Source organism: Paenibacillus sp. V4I7 (assembly GCF_030817275.1).
Taxonomy (GTDB): domain Bacteria; phylum Bacillota; class Bacilli; order Paenibacillales; family NBRC-103111; genus Paenibacillus_E.
In genome coordinates this window covers 5,312,716-5,337,971 of sequence record NZ_JAUSZD010000002.1, presented here as the reverse complement: position 1 = coordinate 5,337,971, position 25,256 = coordinate 5,312,716, and the positions used below count along the sequence as shown (strand labels likewise).

The 25,256-nt window shown below is 43.2% G+C and carries 19 protein-coding genes and 1 pseudogene; 17 read left to right on the top strand and 3 right to left on the bottom strand.

Annotation, left to right across the window (positions count from 1 at the left end):
- The 9 genes from QFZ80_RS24950 to QFZ80_RS24910 all read left to right on the top strand — a co-directional run bounded on the left by QFZ80_RS24950 (window position 1) and on the right by QFZ80_RS24910 (window position 11,166).
- The gene (locus QFZ80_RS24950; protein WP_307561656.1) at window positions 1-735 is read left to right on the top strand and encodes an MBL fold metallo-hydrolase; all 735 of its coding nucleotides are present in this window, start codon (window positions 1-3) and stop codon (window positions 733-735) included.
- Window positions 736-980: 245 nt separating this feature from the next.
- A complete protein-coding gene (locus QFZ80_RS24945) occupies window positions 981-1,640 on the top strand; it encodes a FusB/FusC family EF-G-binding protein (RefSeq protein WP_307561653.1) in 660 nt (219 codons plus the stop codon).
- Between the two features lie 416 nt (window positions 1,641-2,056).
- Entirely contained in the window at window positions 2,057-3,385 is a 1,329-nt protein-coding gene (locus QFZ80_RS24940; RefSeq protein ID WP_307553341.1) for an ABC transporter substrate-binding protein, read from the top strand.
- A 69-nt stretch (window positions 3,386-3,454) separates the two neighbouring features.
- Window positions 3,455-4,354 carry a carbohydrate ABC transporter permease gene (locus QFZ80_RS24935; RefSeq protein ID WP_307561650.1) on the top strand — a complete coding sequence of 300 codons (900 nt, stop codon included), beginning with the start codon at window positions 3,455-3,457 and terminating at the stop codon, window positions 4,352-4,354.
- 6 nt (window positions 4,355-4,360) lie between these two features.
- Entirely contained in the window at window positions 4,361-5,191 is an 831-nt protein-coding gene (locus QFZ80_RS24930; protein ID WP_307561648.1) for a carbohydrate ABC transporter permease, read from the top strand.
- A 29-nt stretch (window positions 5,192-5,220) separates the two neighbouring features.
- On the top strand, window positions 5,221-6,267 hold the full coding sequence (locus QFZ80_RS24925; protein ID WP_307553344.1) for a glycoside hydrolase family 43 protein: 1,047 nt from the start codon (window positions 5,221-5,223) through the stop codon (window positions 6,265-6,267).
- Between the two features lie 361 nt (window positions 6,268-6,628).
- The gene (locus QFZ80_RS24920) at window positions 6,629-7,783 is read left to right on the top strand and encodes an extracellular solute-binding protein (protein WP_307553345.1); all 1,155 of its coding nucleotides are present in this window, start codon (window positions 6,629-6,631) and stop codon (window positions 7,781-7,783) included.
- Window positions 7,725-9,566 (top strand): cache domain-containing sensor histidine kinase, encoded by a 1,842-nt coding sequence (locus QFZ80_RS24915; protein ID WP_307561646.1) that lies wholly within the window; start codon window positions 7,725-7,727, stop codon window positions 9,564-9,566. The genes QFZ80_RS24920 and QFZ80_RS24915 overlap by 59 nt, the downstream gene beginning before the upstream one ends.
- On the top strand, window positions 9,559-11,166 hold the full coding sequence (locus QFZ80_RS24910; protein ID WP_307553347.1) for a response regulator: 1,608 nt from the start codon (window positions 9,559-9,561) through the stop codon (window positions 11,164-11,166). Before QFZ80_RS24915 ends, QFZ80_RS24910 begins: the two co-directional genes overlap by 8 nt.
- A 73-nt stretch (window positions 11,167-11,239) precedes the next feature.
- On the opposite strand, the gene QFZ80_RS24905 is transcribed toward QFZ80_RS24910, so the two are convergent.
- Window positions 11,240-12,118 carry a LysR family transcriptional regulator gene (locus tag QFZ80_RS24905; protein ID WP_307561644.1) on the bottom strand — a complete coding sequence of 293 codons (879 nt, stop codon included), beginning with the start codon at window positions 12,116-12,118 and terminating at the stop codon, window positions 11,240-11,242.
- 139 nt (window positions 12,119-12,257) lie between these two features.
- On the opposite strand from QFZ80_RS24905, the gene QFZ80_RS24900 reads away from it, so the two are divergent.
- Together QFZ80_RS24900 and QFZ80_RS39185 are read left to right on the top strand one after the other, a co-directional pair.
- On the top strand, window positions 12,258-12,797 hold the full coding sequence (locus tag QFZ80_RS24900) for a YbhB/YbcL family Raf kinase inhibitor-like protein (protein WP_307561642.1): 540 nt from the start codon (window positions 12,258-12,260) through the stop codon (window positions 12,795-12,797).
- 38 nt (window positions 12,798-12,835) lie between these two features.
- Window positions 12,836-13,081 carry an S-layer homology domain-containing protein gene (locus tag QFZ80_RS39185; protein WP_373460436.1) on the top strand — a complete coding sequence of 82 codons (246 nt, stop codon included), beginning with the start codon at window positions 12,836-12,838 and terminating at the stop codon, window positions 13,079-13,081.
- A gap of 412 nt (window positions 13,082-13,493) precedes the next feature.
- On the opposite strand, the gene QFZ80_RS24895 is transcribed toward QFZ80_RS39185, so the two are convergent.
- On the bottom strand, window positions 13,494-16,043 hold the full coding sequence (locus QFZ80_RS24895; RefSeq protein WP_307561640.1) for an Ig-like domain-containing protein: 2,550 nt from the start codon (window positions 16,041-16,043) through the stop codon (window positions 13,494-13,496).
- 249 nt (window positions 16,044-16,292) lie between these two features.
- Here QFZ80_RS24895 and QFZ80_RS24890 point away from each other — a divergent pair, with 249 nt between their 5' ends.
- From QFZ80_RS24890 to QFZ80_RS24880, 3 genes and pseudogenes are all read left to right on the top strand, one after another.
- Window positions 16,293-17,087, top strand: a complete 795-nt coding sequence (locus tag QFZ80_RS24890; protein ID WP_307553351.1) for a helix-turn-helix domain-containing protein — start codon at window positions 16,293-16,295, stop codon at window positions 17,085-17,087.
- Window positions 17,088-17,664: 577 nt separating this feature from the next.
- Window positions 17,665-19,620, top strand: coding sequence for an endonuclease MutS2 (locus tag QFZ80_RS24885; protein ID WP_307553352.1), 1,956 nt, complete (start codon window positions 17,665-17,667; stop codon window positions 19,618-19,620).
- A 209-nt stretch (window positions 19,621-19,829) separates the two neighbouring features.
- A pseudogene (locus QFZ80_RS24880) lies at window positions 19,830-20,033 on the top strand (RNA polymerase subunit sigma-70); the annotation flags it as partial.
- 55 nt (window positions 20,034-20,088) lie between these two features.
- On the opposite strand, the gene QFZ80_RS24875 reads toward QFZ80_RS24880, so the two are convergent.
- On the bottom strand, window positions 20,089-20,928 hold the full coding sequence (locus tag QFZ80_RS24875) for an AraC family transcriptional regulator (RefSeq protein ID WP_307544554.1): 840 nt from the start codon (window positions 20,926-20,928) through the stop codon (window positions 20,089-20,091).
- Window positions 20,929-21,119: 191 nt separating this feature from the next.
- Here QFZ80_RS24875 and QFZ80_RS24870 point away from each other — a divergent pair, with 191 nt between their 5' ends.
- From QFZ80_RS24870 to QFZ80_RS24860, 3 genes are all read left to right on the top strand, one after another.
- Window positions 21,120-21,950: a phytanoyl-CoA dioxygenase family protein gene (locus tag QFZ80_RS24870; RefSeq protein ID WP_307561638.1), complete on the top strand. Its 831-nt coding sequence runs from the start codon at window positions 21,120-21,122 to the stop codon at window positions 21,948-21,950.
- A 47-nt stretch (window positions 21,951-21,997) separates the two neighbouring features.
- On the top strand, window positions 21,998-22,756 hold the full coding sequence (locus QFZ80_RS24865; RefSeq protein WP_307544558.1) for a phytanoyl-CoA dioxygenase family protein: 759 nt from the start codon (window positions 21,998-22,000) through the stop codon (window positions 22,754-22,756).
- Between the two features lie 188 nt (window positions 22,757-22,944).
- A complete protein-coding gene (locus QFZ80_RS24860) occupies window positions 22,945-25,206 on the top strand; it encodes a helix-turn-helix domain-containing protein (RefSeq protein WP_307561636.1) in 2,262 nt (753 codons plus the stop codon).
- Window positions 25,207-25,256 lie beyond the last annotated feature (50 nt).

The following is a 25,256-nucleotide window of genomic DNA, read 5'->3' as shown; positions in this document are numbered from 1 at the left end:
ATGAAAGTAACATTTCTGGGTTGTGGAGACGGTTTTAGTATTGAGCAAGGGCATAATAGTGCTCTTCTTACCTTTGCAGATACGAATTTATGTATAGATTTCCCTGAGTCTAATCACCTTGGGCTGCATCAATTTGGAATGAAGCTCAATCAGATTGAGCATATTTTTATCACTCATCTGCATGAGGATCACGTGAATGGCTTGCAGAAACTCACTTTGTATCACCGGGTGTATCCGGGCAGAATGAAGCCGAAGCTTTATGTACCTACCGGTTTAAAAGACGATTTATGGCAAATTTTGCGCCACGGATTGGAGTTGACAACGCGGGGAAAACGCGTGTTTGAGGACTATTTTGACGTTGAATGTGTGGATAGTGTGTTTACGGTTGCGGGTGTGAAATTCGAACTTGTCCCTACGTTGCATGTGCCGGACATGCTTAGTTACGGTCTTCTGTGCAAGCCGTACTTTTACTTTAGCGGGGATACTAGATTGGATGAAAACTACATTCGGAGTATCGCCGATGAAGTACAAACCATTTATCACGAATGTCATATGCAGGATGATCAGCTGCCGTCGCATACGTCACTCAAAGAACTACTGACGCTGCCGGAATCCATTCAAATGAAGATGATTCTTATGCATTACGTGGATGATTATTTGGAACCGAAGCTAAGGGAGAAGTTTCATCAGGTGTATAAGTTTCGGTTGGCTGAGCCTTTGCTTGGGTATATGTAGAGTGTCAGTGTTATATCTTGCAGCTAATGAAGGACCTACATTATAATAGTTCTTACAAGGGAGGCGGTAAATATGGCAAATCAATTTGCCGGAATAAGTAACGACTCATGCAAAGCCTTACATTAGGGCGATCTTTGCATGGGGTGATTTGGAAGTCGTGATCGCCCGAGTAAGCTTAAATCGTTTCTAATAATGGGGCTTTGCAACTTATTTTATTTTTATCAAAAATAAGGGGCTGAAAAGCAATGAATCAACCATTCATTAGAAACCATCAGTATAATGATATCAAGAAGCAGGTCAATCTGCTGCAAAGTACCTGTAACTCCGTTTCCGATCGGAAAGTGGTGGAGTCGGTGCGATATAACGCGCAAGCCAAACTTAACGAGGTGGTTCCGGATGCGAATGGGCTGCAAAAGCAAGCACTGGGGAATATAACGCTGCTGCAAACAGCAGGCGAGTTTCAGCACTATTTGCGTTCCTTGGAGCCTTATTTGGCGGAATTTGCGCACGTGACGGAAAATCAGCTGAAGAAGCTTTTTCCCAAAATAAAAAAAATAAAGGTACCCGATTTAACGGCCATCGACTATCGGTACGTGACGTATCTCGGCTGGACCGATATCGCGACGAATAAATTGTTTCTCGTTTATCATCTGAACGGGAAGCTCGTCGGAATAGAAGGGAAATATACGCCTACGAATAAGAAAGGCATTTGCTTTGTGTGTAATCGGCATGAAGAAGTTGCGTTATTTACGGCGGTGACCAAATGGAAGCCTGCAAGCGCTACGCCTGATTACTACAGAGCAATCGGCAATTACTTGTGTGTGAACAGCGAGGCTTGCAACAAGAATATAACCGATGTTGCCGTGTTGGAGAAATTCATACAGGGCGTGTTGATTGGTCCGTAATTGCCGCGTTGTATATATGAAGAAGAAATCAATAAAGGAGCTGCCCCGAAGGTCATCCAGACCTAAGGGACAGCTCCTTTTCTCAAATGTGCTGCTTACCTGAAAATATGTCCAATGGTCCTTGAATATCGTCATGGTAACGCTTTCGCAAAGCCATTATAGTTAGGTTGTGTTAACAAATGAACGAAGAGGTGATGAGATATAAGAGAATGTAAGGATAACTGGAGTGTTCAAAGGTTGGGGGAGTTGAAAAGAAAGCGATAAAAGGCTCCATTGGCGTGGGTTTTCCTTTTGATCGCTCATCGGTAGTGAGACTGAATTCTTGCGAAATTCAATCATCACTACAATTTTGACACAAATCAAGCCAGAGAAGCAAGTCCATTATTGTGTGTTCAAATTGAAGGGAGATTATATACATGGTTAAGATGAAAAGGTTTCAAATGATTGGTTTAGCTGGGCTATCCATGGCAATGGTGCTATCAGGTTGTTCTTCAACTAAAACGGCGACTTCGTCTCCAGCTGCGGCAACACCAGCACCAGCAGCTTCAGCGGCAGCAACCAAAGCACCTGAACCTGCAAAAAGCGCGGAAAAAGTGACCGTGAACTTCTGGACGCCATTCTCAGGTAATGATGGTCCATTTATGAAAAAAATCGTCGACAATTACAATAAATCACAAGAAAAATATACCGTGAAAATGACGATTCAACCTAATGGAGATTACTATAAGCTGCTTGATACAGCGATCGCAACGAAAAAAGGAGTTCCTGATGTAGCGATCATGCATCTTGACCAAACCCCTACGTATATTGCGAAAGATTTGCTGCAGCCATTGGACGAAGTCGCAAAATCCGTTGGTGTTGAAAAAAGCAACTTCCCAGCTGCAACCGTAGATTACTCAACAAAAGATGGCAAATGGTACAGCATTCCTTTGGACGTTCATCCATTAATTATGTACTACAATAAAGATTTGTTCAAAGCTGCCGGTATTACTGCGCCTCCAACTAATCGTCAAGAATTTGTAGATGCTGCGAAAAAGCTAACCGATCCTTCCAAAGGTGTTTGGGGAGCGGCAATGCCAACTTTCTGGATTCAAAATTTCTTGTTCCCGACCATCCTATTCCAAAATGGCGGAAACTTTTTAGATGATAAAGGGAATATTGCTTACAACTCACCAGCAGGTGTAGAAGCCGTTACATTTATGAGAAGCTTATCGACGATGAAAGTTTCCCCTCCTACTGTGGCGCAAGATGGTGACTTTAACTTGTTCCAACAAGGGAAAAGCGCTATGCACTTCAATGGTCCTTGGTCCAAGGATGCTTTCGATAAAGCCAAGATTAACTATGGTGTTGCACCCGTTCCACAATTAGGAACCGTTAAACAAGCCGTTTTCGGCGGATCACACAACTTCGTGATTCCTAAAACAACGACAGATGCCAATGTTCTTGCAGGTGCAGGTGATTTCTTGAAATTCGTATCTGCCAATTCGATTGATTGGGCAGAGTCCGGTCAAGCGGTTGCTTCCAAAGTCGTACGTGACAGCGCGGCGTTTAAAGCTATGACACAGCAACAAACAGAAGTTGCTAAGTCTTTTGATTATGTTCAATTTGCACCTAAAGTATTAAATTGGGGTCCCATTTCCGACAGTATTTGGACAGAATTAGCGAATGCTTTACAAGGTAAGAAGGATCCGAAAGCTGCGCTTGATGATGCAGCAGCCAAATCTACACAAGCGATGAAAAAGTAATTCATAGTGAAAGGAAGGAAGACGGGTATCTTTTACCCGTCTTCAATTCTAAGTATAGGAGGGAATCCGTTGTCAACAACATCAAATTGGAAATCAAAGCTGACTTCAAGCTTATTCATATTGCCGTATTTTCTAGCCTTTTTAGCGTTTACGCTCTTTCCAATCATTTATGGCTTTATCATTAGTTTCAAGCAATATAATTTACTGGATCCTGTACATCCGTTTGTTGGATTAGATAATTATAAGCAAATTTTTACGAAGGGTACGCAACCTAATGACCTTTTCTTCATTGGGATGAAAGCGACTTTGAAGTTTGTCGTCTTTTCGGTTCCATTTTTAGTTATTGTAGGCTTAGGCTTTGCTTTGCTGCTAAATGCACTTCCCGCAAAACTTCGGTCACTCTTTCGGTCGATTTATTTTATTCCCTATGCGGTTTCGGCAACGGTAATGGCCGTGATTTGGAAGCGAATGTTCGATGTTACCGGCGGATTTATCAATATGTTTATAGCAAAGCTGGGAATTCGTGAGTTTGACCCCGTTCCATGGCTGCTGGATAGCCCCTTCGTATGGTTCGCATTAGTTATTGCTACGCTTTGGTGGACCATTGGCTTCAATATGATTATCTTTGTAAATGCACTGAATGGCGTGCCTGAGGATCTTTATGAAGCAGCAAAAATAGATGGAGCCAATGGCTGGGACAGACTTAAAAGCATCACAGTCCCGTTTATTAGACCCGTAATCATCTTTGTACTAATTACTTCCACCATTGCCTCCTATAACGTCTTCGCCCAGCCCAATTTAATGATGGGGGATAAGGTTGAAGAGACGAAGGTTTTATTAATAGGTATTCTGCAAACGGCTTACACAGCCAGAGAAATTGGTTCTGCTTCTGCCATGGCTATTTTAATGGGATTAATGATTATGATTGTTTCTATTATTCAATTCAAAGTCACAAATAGAAAGGAGTAGAGGACGATGAAACCTTCGAAGATTTTTTATGTGCTGTTGGCTTCGCTGCTAGGTATCATTTTTATCCTTCCGATGCTATGGATGTTTTCAAATTCATTTAAAACAGATGCTGAAGTGATGGCGCCCGTGTTTCATTTGCTGCCTCAAAAATTTACATGGGATAATTTCCATACGATTTTTGTGGGGGGAGATGTTGAGGTTCCGATCTTTCGCTGGATTTTTAATTCATTCTTTGTAGGCTTTGCCGCGACAGTCCTAGTTCTATTGCTAGATACCATGGCTGCTTATGCATTAACTAAGCTGGACATTCCTTTCAAAAAAACATTGTTTGCTTTATTCATAGGCTCATTAATGGTTCCAGGGATTATTTCATTCCTGCCTCAATATTTGAGTTTCAGTAATTTGAATTTGATCAATACGTATTATGTACTCATATTGCCGTATTCCGGTGGGGCTCTCGGTGTATTTTTGTTAATTCAATTTTTCCAATCCTTTCCACATGAAATTATTGAAGCTGCGAGAATCGACGGGGCTAATAAATGGTACGTTTTCACGTCCGTACTGCTGCCTTCTTCTGTTTCAATTGTTACAACGCTCGCTATTTTCACATTTATGAATGTTTTCAATGATTACGTATGGCCGTTCTTCACGGTTACAGACTTGGAAATGAGAACACTTACGGCGGGAGTTGCCGTTATGGCAACCGGCAGCTTTACGGCTTCCTATGGTAAATTGATGGCTCTAGCCACATTATCAACGATCCCGACACTCATTATATTTTTGATTGGTCAGAAGCAATTCATTCAATCCATTACAGCCACAGGGGTTAAACAGTAAAAAGGAACGCTGTCAAAGGTGGTTTTCATATGCGCATATTGATTGCTTTATTAGGTTGTATTTTGCTATTTTCGGGATGTTCGAAAGGGGTTGTAGAGGAAGCTGTGAAGGAAACCAAAAGTACGGTATCACGGGCAAAGGAAGCGAAAACGTTTACGAATCCTATACTGGACAACGGAGCCGATCCATGGGTCACTTCGAAGGATGGGACCTATTATTATACGCATACAACGGGAAACTCGATTCGGATATGGAAGTCGCAAACATTAACAGGGCTTTCAAATGCTGAATATAAAAACGTCTGGTTTCCACCTGTTTCAGGACCTAATACTTCAAACATTTGGGCACCTGAGTTACATTATCATAAAGGAAAATGGTATATCTACTACGCAGCAGATGACGGTCAGAATGAGAACCATCGGATGTTCGTGCTTGAATCGGAGACAGATGATCCTCTAGGGAAATATATAGATAGGGGAATGATGGATACTTCTGGCAGATGGGCAATCGATGGAACACCACTGCAAAAAGAAGATGGAACGTTATATTTCATTTGGTCCGGCTGGGAAGGTACGGTGAATGTAAGTCAACATTTGTACATTGCACCGATGAGTAATCCGTACACGATTAGCGGAAAACCAGTAGAAATCTCAAGACCCACCTATGATTGGGAATTGGTCGGGAATCCTACGATTAATGAAGGTCCGCAGGTATTGATGCATAAGGATCAAATTTTTGTTATTTATTCGGCAAGCGGCAGCTGGACCGATGACTATTGTTTAGGAATGCTGAGTACACAGATGAAAAGTGACTTGTTGAATCCTGCCTCATGGAAAAAACATGATAAAGCCGTATTTTCAAAAACAGATCAAGTATTCGGACCCGGTCATAACTCTTTTGCGAAATCGCCAGACGGGAAAGAGGACTGGATTTTGTATCATGGCGCGAAAACGCAAGGCTCTGGCTGGAATCGCAACGTGCGTATGCAGCCTTTTGGGTGGAATCCTGATGGATCGCCTAATTTTGGGACTCCGATTGCGGAAGGTGTTCCAATTGTTGTGCCTAGCGGTGAATAGAATTTGTTAAAACAAGGCTGTCCTCAAGGTCTATGACCTTATGGGATAGTCTTATTTTGTTTTCTGCTAAATATGCGAATATCTGCCCTTGATATCTAAAAATATGTCCATTACTGGAGTAATTAGGTCATTGGATTCACCTGCCCTAATTTGTATAATTAAAAAATACTATATTTTTAATCGGGGGATTCAAGTGAGCGGTAAGCAACGATCAAGATTAAGCGCCACATTACTCCTTATCCTAATGAGTTCTTTCACAATAAGCTGCAGTCCACAGCTGAGCACCCATTCAGAAGAAGTCAGCTCTAATAAGCTGAGAATCACCTTTTGGTCTCCGTTTAGTGGAGGCGATGGACAATTTATGGCCGAATTAATCCAGCAATATAATAATGAGAATAAAGATCACGTTAAAATAGAACAGATTAACAATAATTCTGGTGATTATTATCCTAAGCTCTCAACGGCAATCGTGACAGAAGAAGCGCCCGATATTGCGATTGTTCACTCAGCCAAATATTCACAATATGCGCCAGCGGGCTTCTTGACAGATTTGAATGAACTGGCTGTCGAGGCTGGCGTTAATTGGAACGATTTTAATCCGACGATTTTGAAAAGCACGGTTGCCGAAGATAAGCATTTGGGAATTCCACTAGATACACATCTAGAAGTCATGTACTATAACAAAACTTGGCTGAAGCTGGCTGGCCTTCTAGATGAGAAAGAAAAGCCTATTTTATCCAATGGTGAAGAAGGGTTCATTCAATTTCTACAAAAAATCCGTGCGAGTGTACCGGAACATATCTCTCCTCTGGCTGAGCCGAATGTGCGAATTGACTCCTTCTGGTTATGGTATTCCTTCTATAATCAGATGAGCATGGATGGTGGACGATTCTATACCGACGATGGAAAAGCGGCAGCCATTGATAATCCTTCTGCGCTGCAATCCTTGCAATTTGTGAATTCTCTTTATACTAGTAAGCTCATCCATCCTAATATTAACGATACGGTTCAGAACTTTGCTAAAGGAAACGCAGCCATTTTAATTACGGGCGTTTGGGCAACGGGTACTTTTGAAAAAGCTGCAGACTTGAATTTTGGTGTTACCAAAATACCTCAAATCTACGATCATCCAGCGGTTTGGGGAGACTCTCACACGTTTTCTCTTCCCTATCATGAGAAGCCGGATAAGCAAAAGCAGATAGCAGCCATTAAATTTGCCAATTGGGTAGCGGCTCACGGTGCAAGCTGGGCGAAGGCCGGTCATATCCCGGCTGTGAAGAAAGCTGTAGAATCGAAAGAGTTTCAGCAGCTTAAATATCGTCCGGACTATGCCAGCTCGGCGGATGATGTGAAATATTTTCCAAATCAACCGCGACAGGGAACGATTAATGATGAACTTGTGCGTGAGTTTGAAAAGATGATGGTGGGTCAAACAACACCACAAGAGGTGCTGCATAATGCGCAAAAGATCATTAATACCAATCTTCAGATTCAGCAGAATACAGCTCCAAAATAGGCTGCAGTGGATCCAAAACCTGCCTATTGCCGTTAAGCTTATTGTTATTAGCTTTATACTTATTGCCGTTCCGCTCGGAATTGCCAGTTATTTGACTTATACGAGCTATTCCGCATCGATTCAAAAAAATACCGGCAAATATCAAATGGACGTCGTGAAGGAATTAACCGCTAATATCGATACCTATATGAATGAACTCAATTTGTTAACTCTGTTGCCTTACCAATCACAGCAAATATTGAAATATTTGGAAACTGGCGGGCGATCGGATGCGAATCTTTCGTTTAATGAAAGGGTGACGATCGAGGATTTTACGAAGCGGGTATTTGCTAATGGAAGAGTGGATATTTCAGGGTTAACCCTTTATAGAGTTTCTGGCGGTACTTACACGGCCATGTTGGAGGAGCAAGCTAATTATTCACTAAAAAGGGTTGAAGGTGAGCCATGGTATGAAAAAGTATCCAAGACAGGAAAAATCGTTTATATCGGCACCTTCAACAAAAATGCCTTAGACACAAATAACCAGGTGTATTCCTTTGCCAGAAAAATCCGCAGCGTAGATACGGGTAAGGTTCTAGGCTATCTAGTGCTGGATGTGGATAAGAATATGATTCGCAACAAAATTGAAGCTATTTCCAACGATAAGAAGAACATTATGATCGTCGATAACGAGGGATCGATGATCTATAAAAGCATGGAATATTGGATTGATTCCGATAAATTACTGCCATATAAAGGTGCGGGGACTGTTGTTTATAAGCAAAACAATGATACGGAGCTCTTATCCTACTATACTTCACCCTTTACGGGCTGGACGATGATCGAAATGGTACCGCTTGCCACTCTGCTTCAGGACACCGTATATGTTAGGAACTATATCATCCTGATCGGAGCGGTTTGTTTGCTCCTTGCATTCATTATTTTCACTATTTTCGCCCTGCGTATTACGAATCCGATTAGCGAATTGCGTAATTTAATGAAAAAGGTTGTAGTCGGAGACTTACATGTATCAATTCCCATCAGCAGCCGTGATGAGATTGGGCAGCTGAGTCAATCGTTTAATATCATGGTATCAAAGCTAAGTGACTTAGGTTATCGTCTTTATGAATCGGAAATTAGAGAGAAGAATGCGCAAATATCGGCTTTGCAGAGCCAAATTAACCCGCATTTTTTATATAATACCCTAGGTTCGATTAGCATGTACGCAGAAATACAAGGCAACCGTGAAGTGGTTAAAATGACTAATAATTTAAGCAAGCTGCTGCGTTACAGTATCAATAGTCACAAAAGCCAAGTGCCGCTTAATATGGAACTAGAGCATGTGAAAGGCTATATGGCTATACAGCAAATCCGTTTTGAGGATAAAATTCAGTTCCACGTAAATATTGAGCCTGAACTGCTTTCCTATTCCGTTATTCGGTTTATTTTACAGCCGATCATTGAGAATAGTATTGTGCATGGCATTGATAAGGGGAATGGATATGGCAACATTATCCTTACAGGAAAGAAGCAGGATGATAATATGCTGATCACCATTCAAGATGATGGAGCGGGTATGAGTGCGGTTCAATTGCAACATTTATTGGATAAAAAATTCGATTTTGCCTCCTCTGAGGAGGGCACAGGCGGTCATGGTTTAATGAATGTGCATCGAAGAATTGCTTTGCGCTATGGCAATCAGTATGGCATTAAGATAGCGAGCAGTCTTAAACAAGGAACAACCATATTCCTTACTTTACCGCTCATAGAAGATCATCTTGAAGGGGGTAAAAGGGATGCCTAATATCCTAATCGTAGATGACGAAGCCATTTTTCGTAAAGGCATTCGGCTAATGATTGCAGATATGCACTCTGAATGGATCGTTATTGAGGAAGCTATGGATGGCGTGGAAGCCTTAGAAAAAATAGAGGAACTACAGCCCGATTTGATAATTACAGATATCAAAATGCCACGGATGGATGGTATCCAGCTGCAGTATATTGTGAAGGAAAGGTATCCGCAGATTGCTTGTGTTGTGATGAGCGGGTATAACGATTTCCAATACGCTCGTGAATCTCTAAGATTAGGAGCAAAAGATTACTTAATGAAACCGTTCGAAAGAGAAGAATTATATGATTTGCTAGGCAAGCTGCAGGAAGAGTTTGCGCTTGAAAAGCAGCAAAATAAAGTGAATGCCAAAGATAGACAAGTACAGAATCAAATGCGTCACCATGTATTAGCCGGTCTACTAACGGGGAGCATTCATCATGCGGAGACAGAGCTGCTTGAGAATGTAGGAATTCTATTTCCACATCCTAATACTAGCTGTTTGGTTGCTAAGCTTGACCGAGATTCCGTAACAGATGAAAGATATTACCAATTGAATCCATCTTTGTTTACCGTCTACATGCAGCAATTTATTCAGGAGAGCATCGACAAATCCCTACTTGGACATGTTTTTATTTTGCATGATAACGAGGTTGTTGCTTTAATCAATCATGAGGAAGGGGAATCCTCGTTTTCAGAAATAGAGAAATTAACGAACCGAATACGCAAGGAAATCCGCGGGCAATCCAATTTTACAATCACGTTTGGACTAGGCAGTCCTGCCAAGGACTTGGAGTCTATTTCTAAATCCTACAAGGAAGCGGGATTAGCATTATTGTACCGATTGGTTATTGGCGGAGATCGCTTGCTTTCAAGTGAGACCATTGCCGAAATGAAAATGGAGAAGTTCGAATGGCATTCCTCCGATTGGAACCTGCTCAATCAGTTTGTCCAAGAAGGCGATTTGGCTAATGTACAATACCAAGCAAGTCAATTCGTAACCAAGCTTTGCCAACAATGGCATGACCCAGAGATCATTCAACAGCAAATTTGCAAAATGCTGCTGCATTTCTATGAACAGGCAGTCAATTTGGCTGTGGTTAAACAGTGGCTGCAGGCTACCGATGTGAAGCAGGTGTTGATGGATATTTACTCCATTTCGTCCAGTAAAGAATTGATCGAACGCTGCCAGAAGCTGTTAGGTGATTTAAGTGTTTGCATGGCGAATCGCAAGAAAAAGTTTGTAACCAGTCCAGTTGAATTGGTTGTGCGATATGTCGAAGAACACTATGCTGAATCTATAACCCTAAACATGATGGCGGAAATCGTTTATCTGAGCCCGTCCTATTTAAGCAGCTTGTTTAAAAGCAAGCAAGGTCAGTCTTTTATCGATTTTCTTACGGAAAAACGAATTGAAAAAGCGAAAACGATGCTGCTCTACTCGGATGAAAAAATTCAAGTGATCTCGGATTCAACGGGCTTTACGAATATTCGGCATTTCAATCGCGTGTTTAAAACGCTTACGAATCGAACCCCTACAGAATACCGTGAGGGTAAGAATATCGGAGTGAATTAGGTGAACTTTTGTGTACGTGCTCTGGGCACCATATCGCCGCGTGCACAAATTGTCGATCAAGCAGAAGGCACTTTTACGTGAATTGCTCCTTTACTTTACTAATAAACATTCTACTAGCTTGACCTAGGAATCTGTCAGACCGATACACGATGCCAATATCTCGTTTGGGTGTAGGCTCAACCAAATTTATTATATGATAGAATCGGTCATCCCAGGTTTTCAAAAGCGGTTTGGGCAAAACGGTCCCGCCAATATTGTTTTTAACAAATCGTTTTAATGAAATCATTGTTGATGTTTCGATAATTGGGGTCAAATCAAAGTTCTGGTCTTCACAATAGGAATTTACCAACTTGCGGCAATGATGATGATCAGGAAACATCACGAGACTCAAATCTTTGAGTTCCTTCAAGCATATTTGCGAGCGTACAGACAATTCACTACTTTTCGATACTGCCACTGCAAATTTTTCTGTATATAAAGGCACACGGACAAGCTTGCTGTCTTCCATAACAGGAATTACAGTAATGCCGATATCGATGTTTCCTTCCAATACTTCCTCAACAATTCGATTAGAATCTTGAATCAGGAGCTGGATGTTAGGAAACTCTTGATGGAATTCAATCATCACGGGTGTCAAAAGTTCATCCAAATCACATGGTAGTACTCCCAAGACTAATTTTCCGCGCTGCATCGTGCGCAAGTCGTTAATCGCATCATGAGCATAGTCCAAGTTTCTGAAAATTTGGCTACACTGTTCGTAAAGAATCTGTCCCGCTTCTGTTATTGCAATTCGCTTGCCCATACGATCAAACAGAGGCGTCCCGATCTCATACTCTAACGCTTTGATTTGCTGACTTAAAGTCGGCTGTGCTATGTTTAGAAGTTCCGCCGCTTTCGTGAAATGCAACTGTTCGCAAACAACCTTAAATGCCTCCAGGTGCCTCAGTTCCATATTTATCTCTCTCCAATCATTCAAAATTACAATGATTGTAATTCAAACTATCTATTTTTACAATGATTTGATATTTGATATACTTCGAAGCAAGGAGAGGTCGTCTCCAAATATAAAACCCATAACATGGAGGTTCAAAATGAAAAATGAGCTAAATAATCCGTTTGCAAGATTGCCGGAAGTAGCCAGCTTTAATGTGACAAGTTCGGATATCCCTGAAAATAATGTATTATCCGCTCCACAGCTTTCAGGAAAATTTGGGGTAGATGGCGGGCAAGATATTTCACCTGAATTGAAATGGTCCGGTGCCCCGGAAGGGACAAAAAGTTATGCAGTTACGGTGTATGACCCGGATGCTCCTACTGGATCAGGATTTTGGCATTGGTCTGTCTCTAATATTCCCGCTAACGTGACAGAATTGCCATCTGGAGCAGGAAGTGAGGACGGGTCTGGTTTGCCAAACGGAGCTATTCAATTGAACAACGATGCCTCGTTTGCAGGTTATATTGGTGCTGCGCCACCCGTTGGAGATGGACCGCACCGCTATTATTTTATTGTTCATGCTTTGGATGTTGAGGATTTAGGTGTTAAGGCTAATGCAACACCAGCTTTTCTAGGCTTTAATATGCTCACCCATACTCTAGGCAGAGCGGTAATAGTAGCAACGTTTGAAAGATAATTAATGTTTTGAAAGTTAAATGCGCGACAAGATGAAGACTGGGAAAAGGCACAGGCAATATCTATTTCTATTGTGCTATCGCCTCCATTCTTCAAAAAGACTATTCGCGGGCTTCGGATTACTTCGAGCTTGCAGAACGATATATACCGGAAAGAAGCTCAGCAATAAAGAAGCTTGGCCTTATAGAAGGTACAGGTACATACCAATTCAATCCGAACGCCCAAGCAACAAGGGCAGAGGCTGTAACGGTTCTGCTGAAGATGCTGGTGCTAGAGAACAAGTAAAGTGAAATCGTCAGTCCGAACTGATTTATAGTTAAATAACGGGGTTTTCCTTTAGGCGGTTATTATAACTGCTTGAGGGATAACCCATGTCTTATTTCAAATATGAAGTCTCCACACATGTGGAATGCTGTCTGCGCTTAAGATTTGATCCATTACTGTAGAAACGATCGGAATTTGAAGAGCTCAAATAATAATTGACTGTAAAACCTTAAGACTGTGTAGATACTAACAAAAACCCTGATCAACCAATACTGGTGTAATCAGGGTTATACTGTTATGCTCTTGTCCATAAACATCAAATCAGGAGTTTGAATGATACTCTTGTTTCCCTCATATTATCGCATTCAAATTCCCGTCACCGTAGAACTGTTTTGCAATGGCATACAGGGTATCACCCATTTCAACCTCATTGCTATTTGGTTTTTAAGCTATCAATAAAGCTAACATTTGAGAATTTCGCATAATTCAACTGCTCGATATCATTTGAAACATCATTGCTGTCTACGGCAAAACCAACATACACCGAACCCTTCATCGCTACAGTTTTCTCACCGATCGGTGTCCATTCTTTACCGTCCATGGAGCCATAAGCATAAAAGGTATCGCCCTTGCGGCTAAGCTTGAGCCAGTAACCCTGTTCGACACCGTTGATCTTGAATGGAATGTCTGGTACAAGCTGAATGCCCGCCTTTTCGGCATTTGAAGCGCTGTCCAGTGTTTCGGTCAATTCATTAAAGTCTCCACCTTGTGTTTCCCTTCCTGCCAAATAGGTTGACCAGCTGTATGTTTTTGAGAGCTTCACCCAGGAAAGTCCCAGGGCTGCGGTTGCACTGTCATCTTTCAGGTCATTGCGAACCATCAGGCCTGTGAATGCATGGTTGTCAACGGATCCAATTTCCTCTAGCTTTGCAGTGATTTCCATATCTCCAGTCACTTTCTTATAGACGAAATGAAAATCATCTTTGGAAGCGTCCGATTCTTCTGATTGTTCCGTGCTGCCCTCGCTAATGCCAAGCTTTCCGTTTCCTTTTACAGTGATCACATTATTAGTCAGGCTTGCAGAACCTTGGATGTCCGGCTTGCCGATGTCAACCGATGACCAATCTCCAACAGCTAATGTACGGTTATCGGTGTTGATATGAACGTTGGCTGCAGTAGTTTGAGTCTCATTTCCTTTTGAATCTATAATTCTTGCGGAAATAAAGTAAGAAGCATCCTCAAGTCCCTTGATGGTGTATTCATAATGGTTTCCTTTTAATACAGCGTCACCCAGATATTCAGAACCATTGTATACCGCTACCTTTTCTATACGGTGTCCGAATTCGGAAGAAGCTTTAATTTTCACGGGTATCGCTTCGCCCAATGCAAACTGCGCATTGTTCGCTGGTGTCGTTATTTCAGCATTAGGGTTTTCAGCTACATGCCCACTATCTACAAGACCGTTGATATAAAGCTCAAGCCAGGTATAGCCGCTGTCTGTAATGGTTTTATAGGCATCGTCGGTGCCCCAGATCCCTTTTTCCTTTTCCCATTCGTCGGTAATACCGTTGTGATTCGTATCAAAATCAGCGGCACGCAGTTCTTCAATGACACCAAAGTCCGAGATGTATCCGCCAACTTCATGCTCGGTATTGACATATCTTCCAAGTCCTTTTTCCACTTCTGCAACCACTCTTGCATCAATAGCATCACGACGCGGATAGGTTGCGCCTGCCTGCCGTAGAATGATGTTCAGCAATTGGTCACTAGCTTCCTCTACACCGTTTAGTACATAATCGTCAAACGCTGGATTGGTAATCCCGTTATTGACTCCTGTGCTATCTGCGGATAGATACGGTTCTGTTGCGATAGTTGTTTTATTATTACCGCTAATGTCGCCGGAAAACTTGACGTATTCTGATGATCCATCCAACAAGCCTGTCTCCTCACCGTTAATCCTATTCCCGGAGATGTAGAAACCGCCAAGCTTCCCACGTTCCCCTGCGTCAATAACCTGATTGACAACACTGTCTCTTGTGCCCGGTCCCGCAATCTCAATATTGTTCATAAAATTAGTGAAATTATAGCCGCCGCCATAAACCCCATTAAAGCCCCAGTTATAGATAACGTTGTTGGAGAATTGAAGCACGGCTACATGGTCTGCATTTGCTGCACCGGCATATCCGCCGCCGAGTCTTGGATTACGTGAGGTATGGTTCAAATAAAGATTGTGATGGAAGGTGGTTTTATCTCCGCCTGCTATACCACCGTAGCCATGTCTACCTTTCGAATGTCCCGAGAGCGTCAAGCTTTCTGAAATAATAGACCACTGTATTGTACCGTTTTCGCCCCTGTATGTAGAAAGGGTCTCATCCGTGTTCCAACTAAAGGAACAATGATCAAGGATGAATTGTTTGTTGTCTCTTCCCCACAGGGCATCCATGGAATCACTGCCGTTAAATACATTCGATGCACCTGGACGGAAAGAGATATACCGGATAATGATGTTCTCAGAATTACTGATATTGGTTTCCCATCCTGCAATGGTAATGCCGTTACCCGGTGCGGTTTGCCCGGCGATGGTCAGGTTTTTGATGTTCTTGAATCTTAAGGAATTCTTCAGTTCAATCGTTCCTGATACGTTAAAAACAATCGTACGACCCTCTACTGGGGTGGATAAAATCCCATGACGAAGGGACCCTTCGATAGGTTCATCATTATCGCTATAATCCTTAAGGTTGGTTACGACGTATACGTCACCGCCACGACCACCACTGGTATAGGCGCCACCACCTTCTGCACCAGGAAACGCGACGATGGGTACTCCATAGAAACCGCTTTCATTTGATTGGGCTGAACCCGTACCACCGGGTAGTACCCAGCTCAATGAAAATGCAATCGCAATACTTAAGAGGACGGCCATGACTCTTCTAAATTTCGTATCCTTACTTTTCATCTGGTATTCTGTATAACATGGATGCAAGCTTTCGTGACTCTTTGCAACCCTGTTATACATCCTCCCTTCCCTATTGGAAAATGTAGTAAGCCTCAAGCTGCTTACTTCCATCATTTTATACCTTGTAAGTATTTCGCACCTGCCAAAAAAAATTTTTTTTGCGCCAATTCTTGTACTTGTGCCAATATGCTAGTATAGAACTAAGGTTTTATTGAAGAGATGAGAAACACTTCACTGCTTATAGGGAAATCCAATTACCTTTATGGAGGCTTAGAAGTGAAAATCCAATATCAGCATCGTCATCAACCGTTTCACACATTTATATCTACCGATAATACCTATCCCCTTCATCTTCATAAACACGTTGAAATTACAATAGTCCTATCTGGCAAGATCCAAATTACCATCAATCAGAAGGAGTATGTTCTGTCTGAAGGAGACATGGTGGTTATTTTCCCCAATCAACCCCATAGCTACAAAACAACAGAGAGCAATCGGATCCTGCTGTTTTTTTTCGATGCTGCATTCCCAGGGGATTTTACGGGAGATTTAATGAAGCATATTCCAAATCAACCGATGGTTCCCAAGGAACACTTGGTTTATAACGTCCCGATCATGCTGAAAGCATTATACGAGCGATATATGGAAAATTGTGATAACCGTCTGCTTAAGGCTTACACCTCTGTCATAGTAGGACATGTTTTGCCATTATTATCCTTGGAAAAAATAGAGTACACCCAAGATCTGGACAGTATTCAAAGGATTCTTGCCTATGTGGACCTTCATTTCCTAGAGCCTGTAACCCTGGATATGCTTTCAAGGGAATTAGGGGTCAGCAAATTTCATATCTCACGAATCTTCTCTGACCAACTCCACACATCATTTCGGGATTATGTGAATGGCCGACGGGTAGCCCTTGCCCAGATGCTGCTGCTATCCACCACGAACCCGGTCACAGAGATTGCGTTTGACTCCGGATTTAACAGTTTGCGTTCGTTTTATCGTGCCTTTAAAAAGGAATATGGGATTACACCCAATGATTTCAGGAGGAATGCCCAGGAGGTGATATAAAGTTCTCCCGACTGAAGTGATGCTTTCAAATAAAAGGAAAGCTTAATTCCACATCAAGCAGATCTGTGGGATAAAATCTATGTTCATGTTCGTTACGACGACATAAGCCCCTTGACTTTGGTGTCCGAATATAGATATGATAGCAATAACTTCATATAGCAGGGGGAAATTTTAATGTTTGTTGGTGTTCTTAACTCATAATTGGATAACGACGCTGTAGGGAATTCAATTCTTTACAAAAAAAGTTGAAGGGTAACAAAATCGGCATGTCCGCATTATGGGCATGTTTGTTAAGTTGCATTCAATCCGCGTCAACCAAGAGTTAAGGACATAACGATTTCCGCCTGCTGGACGGCAAATCTGCGTGCTCTTTCGAGCACGCTTTTTTTAATAGAGAAAAGGGTTTTGTCTATTCCGCAAGGACAAACAGCTTTTGTTCGATTAAGTGCCGTTAAACGAACAGGAATGGGACGCGTATGCGTTCTGTTCCTGTTTTTTTATATCTTTTTTTTAAGACTGATTGCCAATTTCATTTTACTTATGCTCTGAGGCATAAGCATACAGGAGGACGGGAACGATGAACGAATCCAGTTTGAAGAAGCTCGAGTATGACAAAATCAAACAAATGCTTATAGGGTACACGGTATCGAATTCCGGCAGAGAGCTAATGATGAAACATAAACCTAGCGTCAATCGGGCGCAGGTCAGGGCTTGGCTGCTTGAAACTGAGGAAGCGACGCAATTGTTGAAAACTGGTGCGAGCGTGCCGCTATCCGCAATGGAAGGTATTGAGCCGTTCATAGCTTTGCTCGGCAAGTCAAAGGTTTATACCGAACAGGAGCTCAGTCATTTGTCCGCATGGCTTACTGCTGTGGCTCAAATGAAACGATATATGGACGCGAAACGATTGTCGGCTCCGACCATAAGCGGCTATGCGAATTCAATGTACGATTGTCCAGAGCTTCGTAAGGAATTGGAACGCTGTATTCGTTATGGCGTATTAACAGATCAAGCAAGCCACGATCTTGGTGATATCCGCAAACATTTAGCTGTAATCGAAGATCGAATCGAGAGAAAACTGACGCAAACCTTAAGCAAGTACAAAGCAGCTCTTCAGGATCAATTGGTTAGTAAACGAAATGGTCATTATGTTCTTCCTGTTAAACGTGAGCAGCGCAAGCAGGTGCCTGGTACTGTATGGGATGAATCTTCGAGTGGACAAACGCTCTTCGTCGAGCCGGTTGATCTGGCCGAACTTCAGGTGGAATGGCAAATGTGGAAAGCTGAAGAGGAACGGGAGCGGATGATTATTTTGTCGTCATTGTCCGATCTTGCAGAAGAGCAAGGAGAGCGGCTGCGGTGGAATCTGGAAGCGATGGCTACTTTTGATTTCATTTTTGCTAGAGCCAAATTATCAAGAACGTACGATGGGATTTCAGCTGTACTCTCTGAACGACCTTATGTCAAATTAGTTGGAGCGAGACACCCAATGTTGGCATCCAATTGTGTCCCTTTATATGCCGAACTCGGTGGAGCCTGGAAGCAGCTCATCATTACAGGTCCGAATACTGGGGGCAAAACCGTTACCCTAAAGACCATAGGATTGCTCGCGCTTATGGTTCAATCGGGTCTGCTTATTCCAGCGGAAAAGGGAACCGAATTTGGCTTGTTCCAACATATATTGGCAGATGTAGGCGATGGTCAAAGTATCGAGCATTCGCTGAGCACTTTCTCCGCTCATATGGAGAGTCTGAGAGAAATACTTCAAGCAGCAAACGGTCATACCTTGCTGCTGCTTGATGAAATGGCTGCAGGGACAGACCCTGGAGAAGGGATTGCGCTAGCTATTGCGGTATTGGAGGAGCTGCTGGAAAGAGGCTCGCTTGTAGCAGCAACGACACATTTTAACGAAATCAAACGCTTCGCTGCCCAGCAGGAAGGATGTATGAATGCTCGTATGGCGTTTAACGCTGAAACGCTTATTCCCTTGTACCGACTCGAAATCGGTGAAGCCGGAGATAGCTACGCCTTTGCAATTGCCAGACGCTTTGGACTGCCGGAGACAATCGTTAGGCGTGCAGAGCATAGAGCTTCTGCATATACGATGAAAGAGCTGGGGAGTGGGGCTCCTCAAGAGGAAAAAAGTCCAGAGAAGGATAAGAACGGACAAAGTTTACCAAAGAATTATCATGAGGGGAAAACAACCGTAAAACCGAAAGAAAGTAAACCACCCTCTAAACCTTTTGAAGTAGGTGATTGTGTTTGGATTCATCCTTTGAAGAGGACAGGGATTGTATTCAAGCCAGCGGATGAACGAGGCGACATTTTGGTTCAAGTGCAGAAGAGCAAAATGACGTTTAATCGCAAACGTCTGTCCCTCTATATTCCCAAATCGAAGCTTTATCCAGAAGGAGACTATGATATGGATATTGTCTTTGATACAAAGGAGAACCGTAAAAAAAGAAAACAAATGCATCGAAAATATGTACCTGGACTTCAAATTACAACAGAGCCCGAGAAACCACGCTCCTAGCAGAATTGTCGAGGCACATAAAAGTCCCTTCCTAGTAAAAGGTGGGGACTATTTTATGTGTAGTGAGGATAAGCCAGAATCAATTGGCTAACTCATGTAAAGTAATAGGTACATGCACTTCTAGGCAACCACCTACATAGACTAATACTAAGCGCTAAGCGGAGGCTCCAAACAGCAATGATCCGCAAACATTGAAGGGGGTGGCTGGAGTGGCAGGAATTTTTAGTGCTATTGCAATCTTGATCAAGCAATTGACCTTGCTTGTATCCTATGTCAAAAATAATGCATTTCCACAACCTCTTACCGAGGCAGAGGAAGAAACACATCTCAGGCTCATGGCAGAAGGTAATGATCATTCCAGAAACAAACTGATTGAGCATAATTTAAGGTTAGTTGCCCATATAGTAAAGAGGTTATGGACACGAAACGATGTAGTTTTTTTGGACAAGTTATGTTCCATGACTCTAGTCATTCAAGAGGATCGGTATTTTGCGGAGGGTTGAAATCGCCATAATTGCTTTTGGCTGGCCGTCCTTTGTAGCGAAATCTGGACGGAGGCGCTCCGTTGTGAGATTTGAACATTTTGCTGAAATGGTATACGTCGGTGAAGCCGAGTGCGCTTGAAACCTCAGTAATGTTCATCGCTGTCTCGGACAGGAGAAATCGTGCCCGTTCCATGCGGACTCGCGTAATGTACTCCCTTAAGGAAAAACCGGTGTACTTCATGAACAGTTGACTCAAATAGCGCGGAGATACATTGACGTCCTCAGCGAGGCTTGCCACGGTTATTGCCTTTTCGCTGATTTGGTCGCGGAGCTCATCAATAACTTTGTGAATTAGCTGTTTATGCATATGGGAGATGGGTGACTGAGATCTGCTTTTTTGCTGGCGCAGCATATGCAGAAGAACGAGATGCACGAGCAGGTCGAATTCTTCTTCCTGCCGATCTTCTTCCCGAAGCTGAAGATCAACAATACGCTGTAAGCATGTTTCCGGCATAATGGTGTCCTCTAGCCGTACATGTCTTTCGGGAAGATCGACGTCCAGACCCGGTTGGATTGTAAAATGTATGAAAATGACGGTTAGCCGATGATCGAGCTCCTGAGTTGCTTTCACTTGATCGCCGGGCCGGATTAAAAAGCAGGAGCCTTTACAGATCGGGTAGCTTACTCCGTTGATGATCATTTGTCCTTTTCCTTCTATTGCATACCAGAGGTCGTAATCGGGCATGGGGCTTAAACGAGACCAGTCCCATCCTGGCTCGCAGCGGGATTTTCCCACGGAACCGTTGTAAAAAAAGGTGATCATCGCCAACACTCCTTCAAATGACGTTTGGTTTCCATTTAATCATAAGCTTCGGCCGATAGCAACGAGTTTGTGAATGCGTGATATGTACATTTATACAAAAAAGTCGCTCCTCCATCCATTTTCATTAATGAAGATAAACGTTATTGTAATAGTAACGGATGTAGATTTATCACTCTTTAAGGAGGGATACAATGAGTACAAATGTACAAAATTCAGATGACATTAACAAACGCATGTACCGATTCGACAATGTGCATCGGCCGTTGGTATCGATCAATGATTTTACGGATGAGTACATCAAACAGTACAAGGAAGCTGGATTCATTGCAATAGAGCAAATACTGAAGGCAGAAGAAGTGGGGCAGTCAATCGATGCGGTTATGGATAATATCTTTAACCGTGACACGAAGGTTAAGCTGCAATTCACCAAACCGCAGAGTGAACTAAAGACCGATGAGGAACGAGAGTTTGCGGTAAGAAAGCTTTACAACTTTGTGGACTTCGATGAGTCGCTGCGAGCGATAGCCTATCATCCGGCTATCTTATCCGTTGTCGAACGCTTGCTTGGCGAGGAAGTGAATCTAGTGCAGGACCAGGCTCTGTTGAAGCCTCCCTTCGGGGGAGCGGAAAAGCCATGGCACCAGGATATGGCTTACAACAACTTGACATGGAACAAGCCGGTGATTGGAGTTTGGATCGCACTTGACGAGGCGGGGCTCGACAACGGCTGCATGCACGTCATCCCGCGCTCCCACATGGATGGAGCCACACCGCACTACGCTGTTCGAGATTGGCAGATCTGTGACACGAACGTGCCGGTAGATAAGGACGCGGCAATTCCACTCAAGCCAGGCGGAGTTCTGTTCTTCCATGGGCTGTTGTACCATGGCACGCCGAATAATCATTCATCCAAACGCCGCCGGTCGCTGCAGTTTCACTATGCCCCCAAATCGGCAGTGAAAATGTCAGCCGGGGAATACAAACGGATGTTTACAAATGAGATGACTTCCGCAGAATGTTGAGTCTTACTCTTACCAATTTAGAATTCAGACAAGGGAGAGTGAACAGCATGGGCGATACCTTATCGTTCGAGCAATGGCAGACCTACGAAGAACAGGGATACCTCCGATTGGGAGAAGTTTTGTCGGAGAAAGAAGTAACGGCGCTTACCAACCGGATAGATGAGATTATGCTGGGAAAAGCCGAAATCGATTACGACCGTTTGATGATGCAACGGGAAGAAGGGGAAGGGTTCGAACAATCGGCTCAGACCCTGGGTTTTAAGGGAGCAACTCTTAACTACCGGAAGATCCAGAACCTGGAGCTCGATCCCTTGTATTTGGCTTATATGAAGAAGCCGCTGTTCCGCTCTATTGCGGAAAAAATATACGGAATCCACACCAGGGTTGCTTGTTTCCGCGCCATGTTTATGAATAAGCCCGCCTTTCATGGGACCCATCTGGTTTATCATCAGGACCGATGGTCCAATTTGGATCGTGACCCATTATTAACGGTATGGACCGCCTTGGACCCGGCTACCCGTGAAAACGGCTGTGTACAAGTATATCAAGGTACGCACCGACATCTTATGAATCCAAGTCATCCATCCGGATTTTTGACCAAGGAGCAAATCGAAGATTTGACAGTAAATAGGGAACCGGATTATTTGGAGCTCCAGCCCGGCGAAGCCGTCTTACTTCATAACTGGACGATTCACGGTTCGGAAGGCAATCGCAGCAGCAAATCTCGCAGGGCCTTCAGCGTATGTTACATGGATGCCGAAACAATATCCCGGCCGGCGGAACCGTTTTCAGTTATTTTTGATTAATTCGGACAATCCATATCAGATCAAGGACATCGGATCAACTTCCGGTGTTTTTTTGCGTCTTCTTCCAAACAGGATTCGACAACAATTTTCAATCTAATATACTATGCTAAATAAATGGAAATCAGCGGAAAAGAATCTTATTCTGCTTGTTGTCAATCAAGTTATAGGTGCAGGAGGACTGATTTTTGATGAAAATGAGCTGGTATCATCGCATGCTGTTGTCTTACGCCCCCCTGTTTTTCGTTGTCATTTCCGTCTTAATCTTTTCTTTTTTTTCGATTTTAAACAATTCGGCCCAAAAACAAATTGCGATGACGGATGCCTCTATTGCGACAAAGGTCATGCAGGCAGTGGACGCCAATCTGAAGGCTTCCGAACAAATGACGATCAAAGAAATTTTTACGGATGAGAAGTTAAAAGATTTCTATACTTATGCGGCAGACGATAAAACGCCTTTTGATTACTTCTTGATTTCACATAGGCTTGATGATTTCACTTCCATGTTGCCTTTTTCCAGCTCCATCTATATGTACAACGAACAGTCCGGAAAAATATTATCCAGAAACGGCCTATCAGACTTGGAGCAGTTCGGGGACCGTGATTTCCTTCTGGCTGCCTATCATTCGAAGACGGCGCCCGCGGGGTGGACAAGTCCAAGAAATTATCGTGAATTTATTCATGATTCGAGCGAGGAACAGGTGGTGTCACTCGTCAAGTTTTTCCCTTTAGATGGTATCAAACAGGGTGCTGTCGTGGTAAACATCCGCGTTCGGGCATTAGTTGGATTTATTAAGGATTTAACTCGATATGATGCCGGTTTCATTCGGCTGCTTACCGCTAACCTAGAGCCTTTTGATCGAAGCGTGACGCTGCAGAGCCAAGCCGCACCCGTACAAGAGCTAAAAAAGGAACGGATTCATTCCGATTATACGGGTTGGGTGTATATGCCCAGCGGACAAAGAGATCGGAATTTATCTTTGATGTCCCAATTTAATGACCTCTGGATGATTGTTGGCTTAGCGGCAATCCTGCTTGGAGTGATTTGGTTTACGTTTATTACTCACCGGCATTACAAGCCGATCCAGTCCATTGCGGTAAGGATCAAAGATTACACGAAACGAAAAAGCGGCGAGCTGGTTAAGCATGCGGGGGATGACGAGCTGAAATTTATAGAATCCGCCATCGATAGCTTGTTGGAAAGGACGAGCCAGTACGAAAAACTACATAAAGACGATCTGCTGATTCGTAAAAGACAAGTACTGGTCGATTGGCTGGAAGGCCATAGGATCATGAACGAAACGGAGTGGAGACATGAAACCGCCAGACTGCACTTGCCTTCCCAGTTCCAACGGTTGGCGGTGGCGATGATGGAAATCGACCGTTACTCTCAGTTTGTCGTTGACTATAGCTCGCGTGACCAGATCTTGCTTAAATTTGTCGTTACCAACGTCCTTCAGGAAGTTGCCCAGAACGAAGGGATTTTTGTTTGGAATGAATGGGTGGGGCCACAGCAAATGGCCGTCGTGTTTTATTTGAATGATAGCCAGAAGCCAGATGGGCATACGGTATATGATTTCATGAAGAAACTGCAGGATTGGATTCTGGAAAATCTTGAATTTACAGTGTCCGTTGGCATCGGGTCGGAGACCCAGACTCTCGGCAACATCCCGCAATGCTATGCGGAAGCCAAAGTGCATTTGTCTTATAAGCCGGTCTTTGGTTTAGGCTCACTCATTGGAATCCGGGATGTACATGCGAAAACGGAAGGTCGGATTTTCCCTCATCTGCAATCGGTTCGAACACTCGTCAAGTCGTTCCGGACGGACGACGGGCAATGGCAGAACCATATGATTTCGCTTTTTCAAGCTTTAAAGAAGGGACGGTTCTCACAAGGCGATATCAACCAGATTACCAATTATTTGATTTATCATCTGAATAAAGAACTGATGGAAATGACGGGAGAGGCACAGGAGCTGTGGGCCACGGAATATAAGCCGGTGCTTGAAGCCTTAGTGGAGCACTCTGAAAAGCTCGAGGAATGGCATGAACGGTTGGTTATGCTGCTTTCCGAGCTTGAGCCCCGTGTTCGAGCCGCTCGCTGCGCAAGGAACAATCATGAACTCATCTGCCAGGTCAAAGCGTATATCGAAACGCATTATTTCGATCCTGATCTATCCTTAAACCGGATTAGCGACCAGTATGAGATGAATCCGCGATATTTAAGCAAGCTGTTTAAAGAAGAGTTTGGGGAAAAATTTATTGATTATTTGCTGCGGATTCGTTTGGAGGAGGCGCAGAGATTACTCCTTAAGACCGACCTGCCGGTACACAATATCGCAGAACGAGTGGGCTATGTTCACGTCATTTCCTTTCACCGAGCTTTCAAAAATGGGTTAGGCGTTCCACCTGGAGACTTTCGCAAAAAAACAGAGGTAAAAAGCAATGGATAAGCCGATTTGACTAGTTAAAAATGCAAGCGCTTTAATCCGATATTCGGAAA

Bases quoted from the DNA above. Each gene is read 5' to 3' on its own strand.
- QFZ80_RS24950 (WP_307561656.1), top strand. From the start codon at position 1: ATGAAAGTAACATTTCTGGGTTGTGGAGACGGTTTTAGTATTGAGCAA.
- QFZ80_RS24945 (WP_307561653.1), top strand. From the start codon at position 981: ATGAATCAACCATTCATTAGAAACCATCAGTATAATGATATCAAGAAG.
- QFZ80_RS24940 (WP_307553341.1), top strand. From the start codon at position 2,057: ATGGTTAAGATGAAAAGGTTTCAAATGATTGGTTTAGCTGGGCTATCC.
- QFZ80_RS24930 (WP_307561648.1), top strand. From the start codon at position 4,361: ATGAAACCTTCGAAGATTTTTTATGTGCTGTTGGCTTCGCTGCTAGGT.
- QFZ80_RS24925 (WP_307553344.1), top strand. From the start codon at position 5,221: ATGCGCATATTGATTGCTTTATTAGGTTGTATTTTGCTATTTTCGGGA.
- QFZ80_RS24920 (WP_307553345.1), top strand. From the start codon at position 6,629: ATGGCCGAATTAATCCAGCAATATAATAATGAGAATAAAGATCACGTT.
- QFZ80_RS24915 (WP_307561646.1), top strand. From the start codon at position 7,725: ATGCGCAAAAGATCATTAATACCAATCTTCAGATTCAGCAGAATACAG.
- QFZ80_RS24910 (WP_307553347.1), top strand. From the start codon at position 9,559: ATGCCTAATATCCTAATCGTAGATGACGAAGCCATTTTTCGTAAAGGC.
- QFZ80_RS24905 (WP_307561644.1), bottom strand. From the start codon at position 12,118: ATGGAACTGAGGCACCTGGAGGCATTTAAGGTTGTTTGCGAACAGTTG.
- QFZ80_RS24900 (WP_307561642.1), top strand. From the start codon at position 12,258: ATGAAAAATGAGCTAAATAATCCGTTTGCAAGATTGCCGGAAGTAGCC.
- QFZ80_RS24885 (WP_307553352.1), top strand. From the start codon at position 17,665: ATGAACGAATCCAGTTTGAAGAAGCTCGAGTATGACAAAATCAAACAA.
- QFZ80_RS24875 (WP_307544554.1), bottom strand. From the start codon at position 20,928: ATGATCACCTTTTTTTACAACGGTTCCGTGGGAAAATCCCGCTGCGAG.
- QFZ80_RS24870 (WP_307561638.1), top strand. From the start codon at position 21,120: ATGAGTACAAATGTACAAAATTCAGATGACATTAACAAACGCATGTAC.
- QFZ80_RS24865 (WP_307544558.1), top strand. From the start codon at position 21,998: ATGGGCGATACCTTATCGTTCGAGCAATGGCAGACCTACGAAGAACAG.
- QFZ80_RS24860 (WP_307561636.1), top strand. From the start codon at position 22,945: ATGAAAATGAGCTGGTATCATCGCATGCTGTTGTCTTACGCCCCCCTG.